This is a genomic window from Pseudoalteromonas sp. BZB3, from assembly GCF_040104455.1.
Classification (GTDB): Bacteria; Pseudomonadota; Gammaproteobacteria; order Enterobacterales; family Alteromonadaceae; genus Pseudoalteromonas.
Map to the genome: position 1 here is coordinate 58,568 of NZ_JBECOS010000010.1, position 20,393 is coordinate 78,960.

The following is a 20,393-nucleotide window of genomic DNA, read 5'->3' on the forward strand; positions in this document are numbered from 1 at the left end:
TTTTCGCTCTATTGCGCCCTATTCTAGCGCTATTGGTATTTTGAGAACTAAGTGTTTATGAAAACTCTTCTTATTTTAGCGTCAAGCTCGCCATTTAGGCAGCAAATTTTAAAAAAATTAAACCTTCCTTTCTCATCATTTTCACCTGATGTTGATGAAAGTCATTTATGCGATGAGTCGCCTGACGAATTAGTGTCTAGGTTAAGTGTGTTAAAAGCAAAAGCAGCCAATGGCAAATTCAAAGAAGGCTTGGTGATTGGCTCAGACCAAGTAGCTGTTCACGTCGGAAAAATACTTGGTAAACCCCATACAAAAGAAAATGCCATCAAACAGCTGCAAAGTTTTAGTGGCAATAAAGTGAAGTTTTTAACCGGATTGTGCCTATACGATATAGCAACGAACCGATATGAGGTCATTGTCGAACCGTTCAACGTTCATTTTAAGAAGTTAACTCTTGCACAAATCGAGGCATATTGTGATGCTGAAACGCCCTATCAATGTGCTGGCAGCTTTAAAAGCGAAGGTTTGGGGATTTGTTTGTTTGAAAAATTAGAAGGCAGCGATCCAAATTCATTGATTGGGCTGCCATTAATTAGATTAAACGAGTTATTAACTCGCTTTGACGTCGATGTGTTGCTCAGCCAACAGAAAAGTATGTAAGTCAGTTAGGCTGTCTAGTACTGTCAGCGCTTGCGTTTTTTCAAGCGCTGCTCGAGTTGCTGCGCCATGGGTCAATCCAACCGCTGCAATACCCGCTTGCTTGGCCATTTCGATATCTAATAATGAGTCACCAATCATAATGGCATCTTCAGCAGCCACACCTGTCAATGCTAAAATCTGATTTAGCATATCAGGACTTGGCTTCGACTGCGCTTCATCAGCTGTTTTAGTGGTAACAAAGTATTCTTCTGTCGATGTTTCAGCCATTAAGCGGTTTAACCCTGTACGAGATTTACCAGTCGCAACCGCCAGTTGCACCTGACTCGCAGCTAAAGCATCTAATAGGTCATTTGCTCCTGTAAATAACGGTGTGGGCGTATCATCCCATTCTTTATAAACTTTTTTATAAGCTTGAGCTAACGCTTCCCACTTATCTTCATCGTTTGGAAACAGCTTTGCAACCGCGGTCGGTAAAGATAAACCTATAATAGATTTAGCAGCATCATCGGTCGGAATTACCGCATCACATTGCTTGGCTGCAAGTTTTAAAACATTCACAATTTTTGGCACTGAATCCATTAAAGTGCCATCCCAATCAAAAATAACAAGCTTGAACTGCATTACTTTGCTCTTAATGTTTTCAAAGCATTATTTAATGCTTTATCTAGTGGTGCCTCAACATGCATGGTTGTTTCATGTTTCGGATGCAAAAAGCGAAGATCATGAGCGTGTAAGAATAAACGGCTCAGTCCCATTTCTCTCATACGGCTATCGAAAACTTGGTCGCCATACTTATCATCACACGCAATAGGATGGCCTTTACATTGGGTGTGAACACGAATTTGGTGAGTTCGACCTGTCACTGGCGATGCTTGTACCAACGTGCAACCATCAAAACGCTCAAGCACTCTAAAACGAGTATGAGATGCTTTCCCCTGCTCTTCATCTACTCGAACAACACGTTCGCCTGACTGTAGGGTATTTTTTCGAAGAGGCTCTGTAACATTTTTAATTTTCGCCGCCCACTCACCTACTACTAATGCCCAGTAGTTTTTCTCCATGGTTTTTTCACGGAGCTGCTCGTGGAGTCCTTTTAAAATAGAGCGTTTCTTTGAAATCAGAAGACAACCGGATGTATCTCTATCTAAACGATGCACAAGCTCTAAGTTTTTTTCGTGTGGTCTTAAAACGCGTAACGCTTCGATTAAGCCATAACTCAAACCGCTTCCGCCATGAACAGCCATGCCTGAAGGCTTATTAATCACAATGAGATATTGATCTTCAAATAAAATCGCATCCTCTAATGCTGATATTTTATCTAGATTTTTTGGTACAAACTCTTCTCGCTCAGCCACTTTAATGGGAGGAATACGAATTAAGTCTTCCATTTGTAATTTATAAACCGGCTTAACGCGCTTTTTATTAACTCTTACCTCTCCCTTGCGAAGAATTTTATAAATTGCACTCTTAGGCACCCCCTTCAAATGGGTCACTAAGAAGTTATCAATCCTCTGACCTTGCTGATCTTCAGTTACGGTTACAAAGCTGACTTTTAAAGGAGATTTTTCTGACATTGCCTAATCACTGATTTGAGTAATAATTTAGTTGCTATCACGACGTTATTAATGGGATAATCGACGCGCAATTTTTTTGCGAAACTGCTTTTTATCGCAAAGACAATAATCGTGATGCACATCATGGGTGACGATCATACAGATAGCGGCTTGGATTTCCAAAGCTTTTGTCACCCGAATAACACGTGCCTTTAGCTCACTTCGATGCGCGTAACAGATCGCAGTGAAGGCTAAGCATGATTAAAAAAGAAAGCAAAAATAGAAATAAATGTCTGATTGCGTAAGTAAAAGCCAAAAACGAGATAAAACTTATTCACTAAGAAGCGCCCTTACCGTGCGAATAAACTGGTAGTGATAACCGTCACCGTGTGCTTAAAAAATAAGTTGTAAGAACATTCCATTGACCCCAGTCGTGAGACTGCATCATTAAATATGGGGCACTCGTCAGGTCCACGCTTTGCACATCAGACTCGACTTAATTTGAAAGTAGAGTTAACAATATGAAACGTATGCTGATCAATGCTACGCAGCAAGAAGAAATGCGCGTCGCACTGGTTGACGGTCAGAAATTATATGACTTAGATATCGAAAGTCCTGGCCACGAACAGAAAAAAGCCAATATTTACAAAGGTAAAATCACTCGAATCGAACCATCTCTAGAAGCTGCATTTGTTGATTACGGTGCTGAGAGACACGGTTTCCTTCCTCTTAAAGAAATAGCTAAAACTTACTTCCCAGAAGGTTACACATTCAATGGCCGCCCTAACATCAAAGATGTTATCAAAGAAGGCCAAGAAGTTATCGTTCAGGTTGATAAAGAAGAGCGAGGCCAAAAAGGGGCTGCTTTAACAACATTTATTAGTGTTGCAGGTAGTTACTTAGTCCTAATGCCAAATAACCCTCGTGCAGGTGGAATTTCACGCCGTATTGAAGGTGACGAGCGGATTCAATTAAAAGAGGCGCTAAGCCGTTTGGATTTACCAAAAGGCATGGGACTGATTGTTCGTACTGCTGGGGTTGGTAAATCATTTGAAGAACTCGAGTACGATTTAAAAGCACTTCTTGTTCATTGGGATGCAATCCAACAAGCTGCTGACAGTGGTAAAGCACCATTCTTGATCCATCAAGAAAGTAATGTAATTTTCCGCGCGATCCGTGATTATTTACGTCGTGATATTGGTGAAATTTTAATTGATAAAGCCCGTGTTTTTGAAGAAGCTAAAGCACATATCGAGCGCTTCCGTCCTGACTTTATCAACCGCGTTAAACTTTATCAAAACGACGTGCCACTATTCACGCATTACCAAATCGAAAGCCAAATTGAATCTGCTTTCCAACGTGAAGTGCGCTTACCTTCTGGTGGTTCAATTGTCATTGACCCAACAGAAGCACTAACATCAATTGACATCAACTCTTCGAAGGCGACCAAAGGTGGCGACATTGAAGAAACCGCGTTAAATACTAACCTTGAGGCGGCTGATGAGATTGCGCGTCAATTACGTTTGCGTGATTTAGGTGGTCTCATAGTTATTGATTTCATTGATATGACTCCACCACGCCATCAACGTGAAGTTGAAAACCGTTTAAAAGATGCTGTACGTCCAGACCGAGCGCGCGTTCAAATTGGTAAGATTTCACGCTTTGGCTTACTTGAGATGTCACGTCAACGTCTTCGTCCTTCATTAGGTGAAGCAAGCCAGCATTCATGCCCGCGTTGTAATGGCCAAGGTACAATTCGCTCGAACGAATCTATCGCCCTTTCTATCTTGCGTTTAATCGAAGAAGAGGCGATTAAAGAGAATACTGCCCAAGTCAATGCGCAAGTGCCAGTAGCTGTTGCAGCATACCTTTTAAATGAAAAGCGCAAGTCTGTTCATCGTATCGAGAAACGTCATAACTGTAATGTATTCATCATTCCAAATCAGCATTTAGAAACACCTCACTATGAAGTGGTTCGTTTGCGCAAAGATGAAACACCGGAGACGGCAAGTTACGAGCAGATTGCTACACCTGAACCTGAAGTAATCGAAGTTGCTGTCAGCACAACCCCTAAAGAAGAGCCGGTACTTAAAGGTGTTGTTATGCCTTCTGCACCAGCGCCTACACCTCAGCCTGAAGCAGCTGTTGCTCCTAAAGCAGAAGAGGTTAAGTCTGAAGGGTTATTAACGCGCATAGGTAATTGGTTAAAAGGTCTGTTTGCATCAGAGGAAGAACCTGAAAAGAAAGAAACAGAAAACAAAAACCAAGAACGTAAACCACGTCGCAATAATGATAATCGCCGTCGTAATCAGCAGAAGCGCCGCAATCACAAAAAACGTGATGATGCCCAAGCTAAAGACAATTCCGAAAGCAAAGACCAGAATGAGAAAAAAGAAGGTCAGGAAAATCGCAATAAGCGCCGTCGTCAAAATACGCGTCGTCGTCCTGACAATCGCACTAATAAAGAAGCTGAAGAAAAGCAACAAACTAATACCGAAGGGACTGCAAATGCTGAAGTTCGCGTAAAACCGAGACGTCAGCGTCGCAACCTTCGCAAAAAAGTACGCATTGCTGATCAAGAAGCTGCTATTGATAATCAAGATAGTAACAATACAGTAGGAATTTCTGAATCTGAAAGTGCGATTGTTTCTCAAGAGCAAACTCAAATTAAAAATCAGAGTGAAGAAAAAGCCGCACGCTCTGAGACAAAGCGCGCTGAGAAGCTTAAAAAAGCAGCTAAAACTGAAGATAAACCTGTAGAGGTTAGTTCTGAAGAAGCAACTCCGGTAACGGAAGTGATTACTGAATCTGTAGAACAAGGTGAAGAAGCACCAAGAACACGTTCTCGTCGCTCTCCTCGTCACCTTCGTGCAGCAGGTCAGCGTAGAAGAAAACCTGAATCTGCAGAAAAAGAGCAAGAGCCTGCATTCATCCCTGTAGCAGACCAAGCTGCAGCAGAATACGAAGCAGAGCTTAAAGCTAAGCAAGTAACAGAAGAGATTGTTGAAGTAGCTGAAACGCCTAAAGCAGAAGAAACTGTTGCAGTAGCTGAAGCACCTCAAGCAGAAGAAGCTGTTGAAGTAGCTGAAGCACATAAAGCAGAAGAAGCTATTGCAGTAGCCGAAGCACCTCAAACAGAAGAAACTGTTGAAGTAGCTGAAGCACCTCAATCAGAAGAAACTGTTGAAGTAGCTGAAGCACCTAAAGCAGAAGAAACTGTTGAAGTAGCTGAAGCACCTAAAGCAGAAGAAACTGTTGAAGTAGCTGAAGCACCTAAAGCAGAAGAAACTGTTGAAGTGGTTGAAACGCCTAAGGCTGAGGTAACTGTTAAAGTGGTTGAAACGCCTAAAGCAGAAGAAACTGTTGAAGTGGTTGAAACGCCTAAGGCTGAGGAAACTGTTAAAGTAGTTGAAGCCCCTCAAGCTGAAGAAACTGTTAAAGTGGTTGAAGCCTCTAAAGCTGTTAACGCTTTGTCAGCACTACCTCGCGTTCGTTTCCATGCCAATGCATCAGCGCCAATGACGAAAGCACAAAGCAGTGATGAAATTGATGCATTTGAAATGCCATCTGCGATGCCTTTAGAACAACGTACACCTACCCATAACTCAGGTATGTCTGCGGGTTCTAAAGCACCAACGGCGAGGGCAAGTGCCGACATGGCCTCTCCTGCTCAAGTTGACTAAGTATCACTACTGACTAAAAAAGGCTGCAAATGCAGCCTTTTTTGTTTTTTGTAAAATATTAAAGTCTATCAACTACGTATAGCTTCTCTTTCTCAAGCACCTTGTGAATGTACTTTCTAGTTTCGTCATAAGGTAAATTTGCGCTTAATACTTCTAAAACACGATCAGGAGACATAGAGTTAATGACTTTGCTGGCATTGCGAATGCTTCTAGAGCCATCGCCATTGAAAGCCCTCGCTACATTCCCGGCACCAGTATTGTAAGCTGCTATCATGCAATACTTTCTACTTAAAGGATCTGAGATATGTTTTAAGTAGCGTTTATCTAGCAAATGCAAATAAGCCGAGCCCGCTTCTATATTATTATCAGAAACGTATAAATATGGGGCTGACATTGGCGCGTCTATATCATACAAGAAACGATTCACATCAATACCCGCGCTTGTAGGCACAACTTGCATTAAACCAAAAGCAGGTATATGAGACTTCGCCATCGGATTAAAATGACTTTCGGTATGCATCACAGCCAATATCGTCGCAGGAGGCAACTCAAATCGTGCACTTTGCTTTTTTATCGGCGCAAGATATTTCTCTGCACGCTGTGATACCTCACTGCTTTTAGGCAAGGTGATTACAAATTCAGTAATAAGCGTGTTCTTTGGTGCCTCAGAGATAATTTCAGGCACACTCTTTTTAAGAGAAAGCATACGTTTTTGTTCTAACTGCTTTAAGACTGCTTTATCTTTTTCTAAAGATTTGAGCGATTGCTCATCTACATTTTCATTTACAAGCTGTTCGTCATATTTTTTATCAAGCGCTTGTTGTTGAAGACGCGTTTGCTTCTTTATCTCTTGTAAAGCCTTCTTCAATGCTTTCGCTTGAGATTTTTTATCGATCTTTGTGGTGTCTGCTCGTTTAAAGTCTCGCTCATCTAAAGATGACGGCTCACTGTTATAAAACTCTTGTAAAAGTGCTTGTTCAGAACGAAGGAATTGCTGAAATAACGCCTCTACTTCGTGTTTTTTAGGTGCGATACCCGCCTTATGCTTAACACTCAAAGTGAGCGTATTATTCTCAAAATCAACATTCAGTCTAGCTGAATCATCCTCAGAATAACTCACAAACTGATTTTGGTTTGTTACTTGCGCATCACCCCAGGACTTCAAAAGCTTATCCCTGAACTTATCATACTCAGCCATTTGCGTTTCAACATAGCGGTTAAAATCTTTTAAGTGCTGCTGTTTAAACGCCTCAAATTCAGATAAGTTGTTTTCTTGAGAAGGCTTTTGCTCTGCCTGCCAGGACTGCATGGCTTTATCGAGTTCAGTATAAAGAGTAGAAGGCGTAGCTTGCACATGCAGTGCTAAGATGGGGGATGCTGCTAATAGCATTAATTGACGTTTCATTTACTTGTCCTCAATGACAAAAAAAGCGCATCGAATGATGCGCTTAGAATTGCTTTAGTTTGTTAATCTAGCAATTTCCTTTTCTAAATCTTGCTCTGCTTTAAACGCTTTAAATTCCTGATATAAAAACTGCTCATCTTGTGGATCAATTTTAAGCTTTGTTTCTTGCACTAGGTCTTGAAACAGTGTTTTTGTCAGCTCTGGAGATAAAGTTGTTAATGCACAAAAATAATCTTTGCCAGCAATATCAACAATGTCTGCTTTAACTACTCGAGAGCCTCGTAAAGTTTGTTTGGTTAACTGTTTAGAGACAGAACTAAAAGTTGAGCCCACAGTCGTTTTATCATTTGCATCAACACGGTTTGCAAAAGTTTTATCTAAACCTTCAATACGTGTCTCAATTTGCTGCGCCAATGCCAAACGTGCATTTGCAACTGCCATTTTTTGATCTATCGAAATATTACCTGAGTACTTAATACAATCAGCAGCAGCAATACCATTTTCGACAACAGGGTTTAAAACCCAATCGGGTACATTTACACGAGAGCTTGATGCCGTGCTGTCTGACGTTGAACTACACGCTGATAGCATACCTGCCATGAACACTGATGCAATTAGTGGTTTAACTTTCATCTTGTTTTCCTTTATAGCCTTAAGCAATGTTAGAGTTACTGTAGCAAAGTTAATCAAGCTAAACAGTAATAAAGTGTAAAAACATCTTTTAACAATTTTACACTTTCAAATGTTACTATTTTTATTTAACTTACTTGGTTATAAGTTACTATATTCTTTATTTATTTTCAGTGCAAAGGATGTGTCTTTGAAAGTATTTCATTTTTTCCTATTAAAACAACTTTTTGTATGCAGCCTAACGCTTATATTTCTATCGGGTTGTAATACCCTTCATGCTAACAAAAGCGCTATCTTGCAAATAGAACAAGGGCAATTTACTCAAGCAAAGCAAACTATCAATCAAAACTACTCCGCAGTTGGTAGAGATAGACTACTGTATGAAATAGAGTTAGCAACCATTCTTCATCTAGAAAAAGACTACTTACAAAGTAATCAGCATTTAGAGAGAGCTAAAGCACACATCGAGTCGTTTTACACGGTTAGCGTATCTGAGCAAGCCCTAGCAATGTTAAGCGGGCCCAGTTTTGCCAACTATGAAGGCAAAAACTATTATTTACCTCTGATACATTATCTGAAAGCGTTAAACTTTAATGCACTCGCTCAACTTAACCCGAGTATGCGTGAAACCTACCTAGATTCGACCCAAGTTGAAATGCGACAGCTTGATGTTTACATGGAAAATTTAAAGTCTAAAACGGGGGGTTACAAAAGTTCTGAACAAGAAGATGAAGGCTCCCTTACCGATATTATATATGACATTTTAAAACCAATTGCTGCACCTGAAACGCTTTTAGAAAATATTGAATATAAAGATGATGCTTTCATTCATTTATTCAGTGGTTTACTAAATGAGCAAAATAACGATTTAGATGCTGCTAGATTGCAGTACCAGAGGGCCGCTCACGCATATGAAAATGGCTTTACTAAGCAATATGGGTTAGCTGATACAACCGAAAAACTTGCACTAAAAAACTTGGCGCGGACGATGAAATTAGCAGGTGGATACAGCTCAGAGCTGCAAACCCTGCTGAGTAAACATAGTTCTATTGAAGTTCCCAAGGGTAAACAAGTTACGATTATCCAAAACCTAGGGATTGCACCAGAAAAAAAACAGTTAAACTTTATGCTAAGAGCCGAAGCGCGATCAAAAGCTTTGGTGATGTACCCTATTTTTATTGGCTCAGAGCAAGAAAAGCGTGAGCAGCGACTTTGGTTTCAAATGCTTTATGCTGATACTAGCTTATTTGACCTGATGCAAAATTACATACTCGGTGATGTAAGCGATGTACTGTTAGGGACCATGACTAAGCGGATCCCATTAGGCTCTTTATGGGATGAAGCTGAAGATATCGGGCTAATTGATGCCCTCGAATATGGGGGTAGGATCTCAGTAAGTTATTTAGCTCCACCCAAATTACCGGTCCGTAAGACTGAGATTTGGCAAGGCAATAAAAAATTAGCTGATCTTGAGCAATTTCATTCAATAAGCCAATTAGCCTTACAAAAGGCCTTGATTGATGCACAATCTGAAATCCGTATCGCATTTACGCGAGAAATCGTCAAAGCCTTAACCGCTCGCAAAGCGATGCTGGTAGCCGGCGCAGATCAAAACAATCTATTAGGTAGCTTTGTGAAAATTGCTTCAACCGCAGTGAACGCAATTACCGCATCGGCTGACACAAGACAATGGCAGTCATTGCCTGCACAAATCAGGCTAGCTCAGTTTTCTCTCGAGCCCGGGCTACAAAATTTAACAATAAAAACCACCCTAAACTCGGGACGAGTGATACAACAATCGGCTAACATAGAAGTACAAGGTTCAATGACGGTTTGGCATACGCGTACCTTTTTAAATGCTGTGCCAACAGTTAATGCTCTATAAATGGAAAACACAATGCAGAGAACAAAAAACTTTTTAACCTACTCTGGCCTTTTACTTTCAGGCACTTTATTCCTATCAGGCTGCCAAAGTACAAAGATTGAACGCGTAGACAGCAATCAAGAGATTGCTCTTTCTGACAATTGGAATGCTAAGGATTCGCAACTTGTCGCCGAAGCTATGGTCAATGATATGCTTACCTTTCCATGGGTTAGCGACCACTTAAAATATCACAGCAGTAAACCTGCCATTATCATTCAAAGTGTTCGTAACAAATCTCATCAGCATATTGCGGTTGATACTTTTTTAAATGATTTAAAACGTGCCATTCTAAGAACGGGTCAGGCTGATTTTGTGGCAAACAGCAGTATTCGAAATGAGATCCGTGAAGAGCGGAAAGACCAAGAACTTAATGCCTCTATCGAAACGCAAAATGAAATGGGGCAAGAGCTAGGTGCTGATTATGCCCTCTCAGGGAGTATCAACTCATTTGTAGATGAACAAGATGGACAAAGAGTGACGTTCTACCAAGTAGACTTAAGATTAATCGATATGACAAGCAACCGTGAGGTATGGAATGGCCAGAAGAAAATTCAAAAACATCAAAAACGTTCGCGCTTTGGTTTCTAAAGCCCCTATAGCTGCGTGCTTATCTTTGCTGATGTTATCGGGTTGTCAGTCTACCTCTTCAAGAAGTGAGCCTGTCACCCCGGCTTGGATCACACAAACTCCAAGTGCACCGAATGTGGTATACGGCGTTGGTCAGGCGCAGAATTATGGCGATTTACAACAAGCTAAAAACACCGCGATTGAATCAGCCCGTGTTGCGTTGGCTAAACAGCTCAATGTCGTGATCACTGCCGATACCCGTATTGTGCAACAAGCCAGTAATGGCAGTAGTAAGTTTAAACTTAACGAATTAATTCGATCCCAAGTGCCTGACTTAAAGTTACAAGGGTTACGTATAAGTGAAGAGTTTCAACAAGGCAATACCATTTATGCACTGGCTGAGTTCAATAAAACTAATGCAATTATGCAAACTGAACTCGAAATTTCAGGTATTGATAGTCAAATTGCCGGTGTGAGTTTAACCCAGCCGACAAAAACACAACGTTTAAAATCGGCATTGAGAGTTAAGAAGCTTTTAGCTGAACGTATTCAAAAGAATGAATTTTTGTCTATGCTGCAAAGCCAACAAGTGATCTTAAGTGAATCAGTATTTTATAAAGCCAAACAAGCTGAAGAAGTGATTGCCGATTTGAGCTTCAATCTTGAAGTAACTTCTGAGAAAGAATCAAATTTAAGAGATCACCTGGCTAAAGCGCTCACAGATCAAGGTTTAAAAGTTTCGACATTTAAACCGGACTTTACCATCAAGATCAGAACTGATTGGCAAAATATTAACCAAGACAGCACCCATTACAGCGTTGCACAGACCTTTGTCTCTATCGTTGAGAATGGGGAAGAAAGAGCACACTTCAACAGTAAAGTAAAAGCGGCTTCTTCTTATCAAAGTATGGCAAAAAATAAAGCCATGGATAAGATTGCAGATAACCTAGCTGCACAAATCGCTGACTTTATTTCTTCATCTTATATGTAAGTACACACTTACAATTAAGCCATTCTTAACTTAATCGCTTGGTTACGGCCAAGCGTTTTTGTTTCATTTAAGGCTGTATCAGCCAAAGCCAGTAGATCTGTGTAATTATTTGCTTTATTTGCTAAGGTCGTCGAAATACCAATAGAGACAGTCACAAAGTCATTGCCATCATCTTTGTTATAACAGATTTTGCGAGATAAAATATTATTTTGAATGCGGTTTGCTATTTTTAGTAGTTCTTTTTCTGGGGTATTGTGTAAAATCATCACAAATTCTTCACCAGAAAAGCGCCCTACTATATCTTCGCTTCTGCCTGCAGATAACACATTCGCAATGCCCATAAGTGCTTCGTCGCCTGCCGCATAACCATATTTAAGGTTATATTTTTTTAGGTCATCTACATCAATCAAAAATACGGTTAACTCTATACTATAACGGCAAGCTGTTTGCCAACTGCGTTGTAAAACACGTTCAATTTCACGACGATTATAAAACCCGGTTAATGCATCATGAGTTGCATAACCACTAATAATATCTAATTGATGTTTAGTACGAATATGCATGGCTAACCTACCAAGTAAGCTCTCTTTTTGTCTGCTTACATCAAGCATGTCAGATACGCCAACGGCAAAACCTTGTGCCTCGACTTTATCGGTTAACTTATCGCTATAATAAATAACAGGGGTTGTACTTTGCGACATTGCACGAAACTGTTTACAGAACTTAAAGTCAGGATCCGCTTGGTGTTCAACGAGTATCAAAGCACCGTTTTGTTTCAGCGCTTTACTCAATAAAGCATCTTGCGACTCAAGTTTATAAAAATCATATTCTGCATGAGACAAATAACTTGAAACTACTTGAGATGATAATGAGTCTCCAAGCATAAACACTTTTTCATTAAATTTAAGATTGCAGGCACTGTACTGATCAACTTGTTGCACGGCTTCATTTTTAAAAAAAGACCGTAAAGTACTTTCATTTTGTAAACCTGTAATAGAATCTCCGGCTCCGTTTGCCAAAACAGGTACTTTATGCCCAAAATCACCTTTTTCCCAGCCCGATTGCCATTGCAACAGCTGTACTTGCTGCTGTTCACTAAACTCAAATTCATCTACACCATATTTAACAAGTAAAGAATCTAAAATTGTAGGATCTGATATATCTAAATTCTCTATCCATAGTGCTCGGTATAAAGCATCTCTAAACTCAAGGGCTTTATCTGGATAACAGCCTGACACCGCATTGAGCGTTTCATTCAGCATTGAAGTATTAACCATAAATTTTGGATTATGGATCTCAATGTCAGGGGCTTTATCTATTACGGCTTTAAATTCGGCATTGAGAATATCAATATACTTTAACTCTTGAACAGTTGCAGAGGGTGCATGCTCTACTAACCGCCACTCTATTTCGTTAATTAAATCGAGATTTTTTAACCGCTCGTGTAGTACAAAACAAAACGGGCAATTTATATCAGCATAAACAAACGGTCTTTGATTCATAATAGTCAGGCACATTGAAGTATATTATTAAATATAGACAAGACTTTACCTTAGAGTAAGCCAATAAAAAAAGAGCCGAGGCTCTTTTTTTGGAATTATCATAATTGATACTAGGGCGTGTTGACCTTTGCTGTTTGTTTTTGCAGCAGTGAGTTGGATATTTAGGCAAGGCAGAGGCTGCGTAGCATAGTTGCTCTATGTAAGTCAGCCGATAACGCCGAATAAATGACCAACTCGCGCTGCTCGGAGAGTTCAACCAAAGGCTTCCAATACTTTGTCATTCGCCACTCACATAACCCATTATGCTTCGTAGCTCATTTCGTGTATTGAAAGCCTTTGATTTGAACAAAATTCATACCTCAAAGATAAACACGCCCTAATCGTTTTCTTCATAAAAGCGCTGTAATTGCTCTTTTAGATTTGGTGGTATACCTTTAATTGTAAGCGTGTCATTTTGAGCATCATACAATATCCGCTCACCTAAGTGTTTACGCTCAAAACCCACACTTACACCACCGCCTAGACCTGAAAATTTTACCATAGTTGTTAACGTCTTCTTATCAACTGGGAAAGATTCAGCTAAGTCATAGCTTTGATCTTTATAAAAGTCTTCAAATTGAGTCTCTGAAGATTTTGACAGTGTTTCAGATAAGTCAGCTATATTGGCGTCTTCACCTGTTGTAATGCAGTCGTTACAGTAATCAAAGACTTCTTTCCTTAAGTCGTCTTTTTCTTCCTTATTAAACTGCTGTTCACTCAAATAATCTTCCACAGCTGCCAACATCACATTCGACTGCTGTTTAGCATCAATGCCTTCTTCACAGCCTAAAAAGTCTAAGAAAAAGTCAGCCACTTTTCGACCTGCTCGCCCTTTAATGAACGAGATGTAACGCGCATCTTCAGGTTGCGTATCCCAAGCAGACAAATCAATTCTTGCTGCAAGCTGCATGCGAGAAATATCTAAATGGCGCGAAGCAGATAAATCTAGCTCTGAAGTAATCGAGTAATGCTCTTTAATGTTTATTAATGCGATTAGTACATATTCTGTTGCCACATATTGGTAGTGGCAAAATACCAAGTACCCTGTTTCGTTAAAGGCGTATTTATTCAGCTCTTCTTTTAATACCTGCGTCGCTTGTTCGGTCACATTATAAAAATTGAGTTCATTATTGCGATAACTCTGCATCGCCGATGCAACTTGGCTATTTTTATCTGGGCTAAACGCACAATATCCCTTGCCAGGTTTACTGGTGTAAGCATGATGTAATTGTTCAATAAATACATTCACTCGGTCGTTAATCGACATCTCATCATTGCGTAAATGGATTTGGGTATCTTCGTCCTGTTTGTCGACATAATGGACAACCAGTTTATTCACCTCAATGCTCATCTTTGTTTTTCGCGCCTCTGGTGTTAAAATAAAAAATTATTATTTATTGATTTTGAACCAACTGATGCCTATCCAATCTAAATATTCCAACAAACAAGTAGAACAAATTGTCGACCAGCTTATCGATGTGTTAACTCAACAACAGGCACCTGTTGATTTAAGTCTAATGTGTTTAGGAAATTCTATCACGCATATTCTAAAAGAACATGTGCCAGAAAATAAAAGACAAGCTGTTGCCGACAATTTCGCTAAAGCGCTCGTGCAATCGGTAAAATAACTGAATGAATCTCACCCCTGACAACCAGTTTTCTTCGAAAGCCAGCCAACTTTTGAGTTGGGGACACTGGTTTACTTTCGCTAATATTGGCTTAGTACTGCTGATCAGTACGATTTATTTATTTGCCGATAGCCAACCGAGCACACCGCTTGGTTGGTTCTATATGCTGATAACTTGGGTGAGTCATACCAGCTTTATTACGTTTTGTGCCTTTGTCTTAACCATATTTCCACTGAGTTTAGTATTCCCTTATCCTAGGCACATACGGGGCATGGCTGCGGCCATTGCAACGATTGGTGTTTCAACTTTATGCTTAGATGCATTCGTATACTACAGCCTCGGCTACCATATTAACATTCAGTCGCTACCTGAGATAATTAGCTTACTTTGGTCAACACTCACAAGCTCACCAGCCATAACGACTGTCATTGCTGGTTCTATTATTATTATTATTTTGGGACTGGAATTGATTGCCAGTAACCATGCATGGCGACACCTAGATAGACTGAAAAACCTAAAATTTGCCCGTTACGCTACGAGTGTACTGGTTACTTGCTTTGCCTTAAGTCATAGTATTCACATATGGGCCGATGCAAACAACTATTTCGATATTACAAAACAAGATAACGTATTGCCGCTCTCTTACCCTACAACGGCAAAGACCTTATTAGCACGTCACGATTTACTTGATATTGAAAAATATCAACAGGCGAGAAGTGTACAATTAGAAGGCTCAAAGGGTGAATTTGTACTTAAGTCTTCATTGCCAAATTGTGAAGCTGAAACACAAATCGTCAATATTGTCGTATTTGAAAATAGTGAACAATTGAATGCTTTTGTTACTGAGCGTTCGAATTTTTCTGTGCTCGACAATGTTTTACAGCCAGGTAATCGCCAAGATGCACTGTTTAACCTTATTTATGGGCTACCTGCATATTACAATTCTGAAAAGCTACGAGGCTCTTTACCCGCTTGGTCACAGAAAAATGCGCTACTGGGCCTATCTGGCTTTGCAGATTCAGGCTTCAAAGATACTGATGGTGAGCACCCAGTCAACATCATCTTAGCAGATAAACTTGAAGGTCTTCCTACTGAAAATTTGATTGCACTTTCTCTTGCTGACGACAATGGCAAAGAGCTAATTACCACCTCACAGGCATATGTGTCAGATTCTATTCAAATAAAAAATAGTGACAGTTTTAAACAGCTTAACGACATAGTCTATTCTCTGATATCAGAGCAACTCAATTGCCCTACACTTGCAGAAGCTACCATGTTAGGTAGAAACCTAAATCAAGACTTCCGCCAAGAGGGCGTGAACTACTCTAACGGTGTATTGATTACGTTCAAGAAAGACCGAATTACTTTAGTTAACCCAGATGGCAGTTATAAACAAATGTCAGGTTCAGAGGGTTTCCTATTAGAGCAAAGTTTAGATATCCCTTTCCTTATCCACAGTATCAAAGAGTTACAGAAGTTCACTCACAGTAGTGGTGGCAATTAACTTGCATCTCCTTTTAGCTTTACTATATTTCTATAATCCTACTGAGGGTCATGGAGAAAACTAAAAGGAGCTGTTTATGCGAAGAACATATGCCATTATTCTTATACTACTATCTATGGGTGTGTCTGCTGAAAAGGTCTCTGTCAGTTACTATAAGTGCGTTACAGATAGAGGCACTATTTTTAGTCAGCACCCTTGTGGTAAAAATGGCACTATTCACACATTAACGCATTCCAACCCTGAAGCAAAAATACCTGCTGAACAGCATTTCAAAACACTCAATAACCTTGAGAAGCAACAAATAGTTCGAAATTTAAAGCATGAGATCCGTGCTAAGCGTCAGAAATCTGCTATTTTGAGTCGTGACAGAGACAGAGACTCTAGAGAGCAACAAGCTCGCTTGAATCGCGTTATGGATGACCGAAAAAAACAACAAACTATCCGAGATGTTAAAAAGCAGCTCAAATCTATCAATAAGCAATATTTAAAAGATATTAAAGACATTGATAAACAAATAGCGAAATTAGAGAAGCAACTAGCCCGCTATCAATAAGGCTTAGCACAAGTTAAGCAAATCATAATCATCTGTAGACCATTGTGGGATAGCCAAACACCCCATTTTCATTATATAGTGTTAGCAAGATAATGCGTTTTTGGTAATTTTACCTCTATTTTGGCGGCAAATTACCTAAATATCGAGGATGATGATGCACGCTTTCAGTCTAGCCCAATTGATACTTTCTGGCTTTGCTAAGCACTATCAATTATTTCAAGAGATAACAGGGCAAGCCCCTATCGCTTTTGCCACACAAGACTGGGGGAAAATCCAGCAAATCAGCAAAGCACGTATCCATCATTATGATGCTCGAGTCAACGAAACCATCAATGACGTAAAAGAACTATTAAACTGCGATGTGCTTGATGAATCTTTTTGGTATCAAGTGAAACAGCACTATCTAGACTTATTAACCTTTCATCCTCAAGCTGAACTGGCTGAAACCTTTTATAACTCAGTATTTTGTCGTTTATTCGACAGGCAGTATTTCAATAATGATTTTATTTTCGTCGAAACAACTTTGAAAGATGCCCCTGCGGTTGCTGTTGAAACCGAATATAGTAGTTATTTTCCAGTTGTTAAAGGGTTAAAGCCCACTATCAAACAGATTATCAATGAGTTTGACTTTAAGTGCGAATTTGCCAATTTAGAGCAAGATATTAGATTATTAGTAAAAGCATTTATTCAACAAGCACCCGATACGCACCACCAGCACCATCAAATGCGTTTTGATATGCTGCCCTCCCCATTTTATCGCAATAAAGGCGCGTACATCATAGGTCGGGTTGTGTCCCAGAGTGGTATTCAACCCTTTATTATTTCTGTGTTGCATAATGAGAATGGTAAGCTGTGCATAGATGCTTTACTTACCAACTCTTCACAGATGCGGGTCATTTTTGGCTTTGCGCGCGCGTATTTTTTGGTTTCGACTAATACCCCATCAGCTATGGTGCATTTCTTAAATCAGTTAATGCCGAATAAAACGCCCGCAGAGCTCTACAATGCCATAGGTTTTCATAAACAAGGCAAAACCGAGTTTTATCGTGAGTTTTTACATCATCTAGATAACAGTAATGATAAGTTTGTGATCGCTCCAGGAACCCCAGGCATGGTGATGATGGTATTTACGCTCCCAAACTTTCCCTATGTTTTTAAAATCATTAAAGATAAATTCTCTGAAAGTAAGCCTTTTGGACGCGATACAGTATTAGCTCGATATCAATTGGTCAAAAATCACGACCGTGTTGGTCGAATGGCTGACACCATTGAATACTCAGATGTTGTACTGCCGCTAAATAGATTCTGCCCTGAATTACTAAAGCAATTACAAGCAACCATTGCTGGCAGTATCAAGATAGAGAATGATCATTTAGTCATTAAACATTTATACATCGAGAGACGAATGAATCCGCTCAACCTTTTTATTGAGCAAGCTTCTGACGAACAAAGTTTTAAAGTGATTGACGATTATGGATTAGCCATCAAAGAGATGTTGCAGGCTAATATCTTCCCTGGAGATATGTTGCTGAAAAACTTTGGTGTCAGTAAACACCACAGGGTGATATTTTATGATTACGACGAAGTGCAATACCTAACAGAAATGAATTTTAGAGCCTTGCCGAAGCCAAGTTTAGATGACTTATACTCAGGGGCTGATTTATATTCAGTTGCACCACAAGATGTATTTCCTGAGCAGTTATTAACTTTTGTGATGACGAACCCTAAATTGAAAACATTCTTTGAGCAGACGCATCCCGAATTATTAACCGTTGAGTATTGGCAAAATGCACAAGCCGATATCGTCAATAAAATAAGTAAGCATATTTACCCATACCCGCCAGAGCAAAGATTTAACCACATTGCGAAACAAAAGAGATTAATGTGAATATCAGTAAAATAGATTTAAATTTATTAGTATATCTCGACACTTTATTACGAGAATGCAATGTTACTCGAGCTGCAAACCAGCTTAGTATTACGCAACCAGCCATGAGTAATGGCCTAAAGAGACTGCGTAACTTATTCAATGATCCTATTTTGGTTCGAACCAGTGATGGCATGGTGCCTACAGAGCGTGCCTTAGAGTTACAGCCCGTTATCCGTGGTATTTTAATGACGCTTGAAGAAACCCTTGCACCAAATCGAGAATTTGAAGCAAGTCAAAGTAAGCGTGTATTTAGGATCATGGCAAGTGACTACGCCGCAAGTACGCTTGCGCCAAAGTTATTAACTAAGTTACATGAAGAAGCACCTGACACCACACTAGATATATTAACGCCAAGTGACGTCACCTTTCATGATGTAGAAAATGGTAAGGTAGATATGGCCATCAACCGTTTTGAAAATCTACCTCAATCTTTCCACCATAAACGTATCTGGAAAGACAGTTTCTGCTGTTTAATTAAGTCTGATAACCCAATCATAGATAAATTTAACCTCGATGCATATTTAAAAGCACGCCATATTTGGGTAAGTAAAACTGGCTTTGGTGTGGGTGTTGGTATGGACCCAGAAGATGTGCAAAAACTGGGGTGGGTTGATGAAGCACTTGCGCACTTTGGTAAACACAGAAACATAGCTACCTTTACCCGTAACTATCATGTCGCTATTCATCTGGCTAAAGAGCAAAACTTGATTGCTACACTGCCATCAAAAGCCGCCAACATTTATAAAGATGATCCACAGTTAGCTATTTTAGAGCCGCCGTTCCCTATTCCACCTTTCGAGTTGGATATGATCTGGAGCCCTCTCCTTCACCGCGACGCGAGCCATATTTGGCTGCGACAGAAAGTGGCAGAAGTCGCCGAAGAGTTAAAATAAACCTAACCTTATGAAATTAAAAACGAATACCTGCTTATGCAGGTATTTTTTTGTTCAAAATACACACGTCGTTACATTTAAAATGGCAAATAAAGCTAACTCGAAGTAAAAAATTTTTGACCCAACTGCTATTTTGACGTAATTTTGTTCATGTTAAAAATATTTAACCTAAAGTAAAATGGAGCGAACATGACTAGACAACAGAAATTTAAAGAATGGCTTGATAGCTGTAGCTTTCGAGAAGTGACATTACTCGTTGACTTGCTGATTTGTGGCTACATCTTGTTTTATTATTTACGAGCTGTGTTATTAGCAAGTACCGAGCAGTTGAGTGATATAACTTGGTTATCAGGGCTTCTTGGTAATGTAATTTTTTATAGTATTGTTTTGATGATAGCTAGTTATATTCTTTTAGCATTTGCAAGTGACAAAGAACTAGAGCAACCCATGGATGTGCGTGAAAAGCAAATCAACTTAATCGGCTACAAATACTCAGCCTGGATCTTACAAATAGGTTTGGGTATAGGCATTTTCCAATATCAGATTGAAGCTAACCCGTTTTTTGCAGATAAAATCAGTATACCATTTTTACCACTACATATTATGGTCATCGCCTTTATCTTAGCTGAAATCGTTTTTTATGGTGTACAACTCATTAAAGGCCGTACAGGAGCGATTTATGACTGATCGCGTTATCACAAATTCGATTAGAACGTTGAGATTTTTAAACAATGAGATGACGCAAAAGCAACTTGCTGAAGCCATCGGGGTGACTCGTCAAACAGTGATGGCAATAGAAGCCAATAAATACTCGCCAAGTTTAGAAGTGGCTTTCAAAATTGCTGAGGTCTTCTCTTTACCACTTGAAGAAGTATTTCAATATAAAGAAGCTGAGTAAAGCCAAAGGGTTGGCTTTACTCTCTTTGAAAAG

At 39.7% G+C, this 20,393-nt stretch carries 18 protein-coding genes; 12 read left to right on the forward strand and 6 right to left on the reverse strand.

The window, feature by feature from the left end; translation table 11 throughout:
* The first annotated feature begins 57 nt into the window (after nt 1-57).
* On the forward strand, nt 58-660 hold the full coding sequence (locus tag ABMY35_RS10615; protein WP_349286178.1) for a Maf family protein: 603 nt from the start codon (nt 58-60) through the stop codon (nt 658-660).
* Here ABMY35_RS10615 and ABMY35_RS10620 read toward each other — a convergent pair.
* Both ABMY35_RS10620 and rluC read right to left on the reverse strand, forming a co-directional pair.
* Complete coding sequence (locus tag ABMY35_RS10620; RefSeq protein WP_349286179.1) at nt 610-1,281, reverse strand: HAD-IA family hydrolase; 672 nt, start codon at nt 1,279-1,281, stop codon at nt 610-612. The two genes, ABMY35_RS10615 and ABMY35_RS10620, sit on opposite strands and share 51 nt — an antisense overlap.
* Nucleotides 1,281-2,234, reverse strand: a complete 954-nt coding sequence (gene rluC, locus ABMY35_RS10625) for a 23S rRNA pseudouridine(955/2504/2580) synthase RluC (protein WP_349286180.1) — start codon at nt 2,232-2,234, stop codon at nt 1,281-1,283. Before rluC ends, ABMY35_RS10620 begins: the two co-directional genes overlap by 1 nt.
* 500 nt (nt 2,235-2,734) lie before the next feature.
* Here rluC and rne point away from each other — a divergent pair, with 500 nt between their 5' ends.
* Nucleotides 2,735-5,896, forward strand: a complete 3,162-nt coding sequence (gene rne, locus ABMY35_RS10630; RefSeq protein WP_349286181.1) for a ribonuclease E — start codon at nt 2,735-2,737, stop codon at nt 5,894-5,896.
* A 58-nt stretch (nt 5,897-5,954) separates the two neighbouring features.
* On the opposite strand, the gene ABMY35_RS10635 is transcribed toward rne, so the two are convergent.
* Entirely contained in the window at nt 5,955-7,301 is a 1,347-nt protein-coding gene (locus tag ABMY35_RS10635) for a transglycosylase SLT domain-containing protein (RefSeq protein WP_349286182.1), read from the reverse strand.
* A 54-nt stretch (nt 7,302-7,355) separates the two neighbouring features.
* On the reverse strand, nt 7,356-7,934 hold the full coding sequence (locus ABMY35_RS10640; RefSeq protein WP_349286183.1) for an LPP20 family lipoprotein: 579 nt from the start codon (nt 7,932-7,934) through the stop codon (nt 7,356-7,358).
* A gap of 292 nt (nt 7,935-8,226) precedes the next feature.
* On the opposite strand from ABMY35_RS10640, the gene ABMY35_RS10645 reads away from it, so the two are divergent.
* From ABMY35_RS10645 to ABMY35_RS10655, 3 genes are read left to right on the forward strand one after another with little or no spacing between them, the layout of a single operon-like run.
* Nucleotides 8,227-9,816, forward strand: coding sequence for a hypothetical protein (locus ABMY35_RS10645; protein WP_349286184.1), 1,590 nt, complete (start codon nt 8,227-8,229; stop codon nt 9,814-9,816).
* A 12-nt stretch (nt 9,817-9,828) separates the two neighbouring features.
* Nucleotides 9,829-10,443, forward strand: a complete 615-nt coding sequence (locus ABMY35_RS10650; RefSeq protein WP_349286185.1) for a penicillin-binding protein activator LpoB — start codon at nt 9,829-9,831, stop codon at nt 10,441-10,443.
* Nucleotides 10,391-11,413, forward strand: a complete 1,023-nt coding sequence (locus ABMY35_RS10655) for a hypothetical protein (protein ID WP_349286186.1) — start codon at nt 10,391-10,393, stop codon at nt 11,411-11,413. Before ABMY35_RS10650 ends, ABMY35_RS10655 begins: the two co-directional genes overlap by 53 nt.
* Nucleotides 11,414-11,427: 14 nt before the next feature.
* Here ABMY35_RS10655 and ABMY35_RS10660 read toward each other — a convergent pair whose 3' ends face one another.
* Both ABMY35_RS10660 and yejK read right to left on the reverse strand, forming a co-directional pair.
* A complete protein-coding gene (locus ABMY35_RS10660; RefSeq protein WP_349286187.1) occupies nt 11,428-12,915 on the reverse strand; it encodes a diguanylate cyclase in 1,488 nt (495 codons plus the stop codon).
* A 376-nt stretch (nt 12,916-13,291) separates the two neighbouring features.
* The gene (gene yejK / locus ABMY35_RS10665) at nt 13,292-14,305 is read right to left on the reverse strand and encodes a nucleoid-associated protein YejK (protein ID WP_349286188.1); all 1,014 of its coding nucleotides are present in this window, start codon (nt 14,303-14,305) and stop codon (nt 13,292-13,294) included.
* Nucleotides 14,306-14,369: 64 nt separating this feature from the next.
* Between yejK and ABMY35_RS10670 the strand changes: the two genes are divergently transcribed.
* The 7 genes from ABMY35_RS10670 to ABMY35_RS10700 all read left to right on the forward strand — a co-directional run bounded on the left by ABMY35_RS10670 (nt 14,370) and on the right by ABMY35_RS10700 (nt 20,360).
* Nucleotides 14,370-14,582 carry a DUF1414 domain-containing protein gene (locus ABMY35_RS10670; RefSeq protein WP_138482174.1) on the forward strand — a complete coding sequence of 71 codons (213 nt, stop codon included), beginning with the start codon at nt 14,370-14,372 and terminating at the stop codon, nt 14,580-14,582.
* 4 nt (nt 14,583-14,586) lie between these two features.
* The gene (locus ABMY35_RS10675; protein ID WP_349286189.1) at nt 14,587-16,086 is read left to right on the forward strand and encodes a DUF3413 domain-containing protein; all 1,500 of its coding nucleotides are present in this window, start codon (nt 14,587-14,589) and stop codon (nt 16,084-16,086) included.
* A 76-nt stretch (nt 16,087-16,162) separates the two neighbouring features.
* Nucleotides 16,163-16,639, forward strand: a complete 477-nt coding sequence (locus tag ABMY35_RS10680) for a DUF4124 domain-containing protein (protein WP_349286190.1) — start codon at nt 16,163-16,165, stop codon at nt 16,637-16,639.
* Nucleotides 16,640-16,793: 154 nt separating this feature from the next.
* Nucleotides 16,794-18,527, forward strand: a complete 1,734-nt coding sequence (gene aceK / locus ABMY35_RS10685; RefSeq protein ID WP_349286464.1) for a bifunctional isocitrate dehydrogenase kinase/phosphatase — start codon at nt 16,794-16,796, stop codon at nt 18,525-18,527.
* Nucleotides 18,524-19,462, forward strand: coding sequence for a LysR family transcriptional regulator (locus ABMY35_RS10690; RefSeq protein ID WP_130255821.1), 939 nt, complete (start codon nt 18,524-18,526; stop codon nt 19,460-19,462). Before aceK ends, ABMY35_RS10690 begins: the two co-directional genes overlap by 4 nt.
* A gap of 189 nt (nt 19,463-19,651) precedes the next feature.
* Nucleotides 19,652-20,149, forward strand: coding sequence for a hypothetical protein (locus ABMY35_RS10695; RefSeq protein ID WP_349286191.1), 498 nt, complete (start codon nt 19,652-19,654; stop codon nt 20,147-20,149).
* Nucleotides 20,142-20,360: a helix-turn-helix transcriptional regulator gene (locus ABMY35_RS10700; RefSeq protein ID WP_058030153.1), complete on the forward strand. Its 219-nt coding sequence runs from the start codon at nt 20,142-20,144 to the stop codon at nt 20,358-20,360. Before ABMY35_RS10695 ends, ABMY35_RS10700 begins: the two co-directional genes overlap by 8 nt.
* Nucleotides 20,361-20,393: the final 33 nt, after the last annotated feature.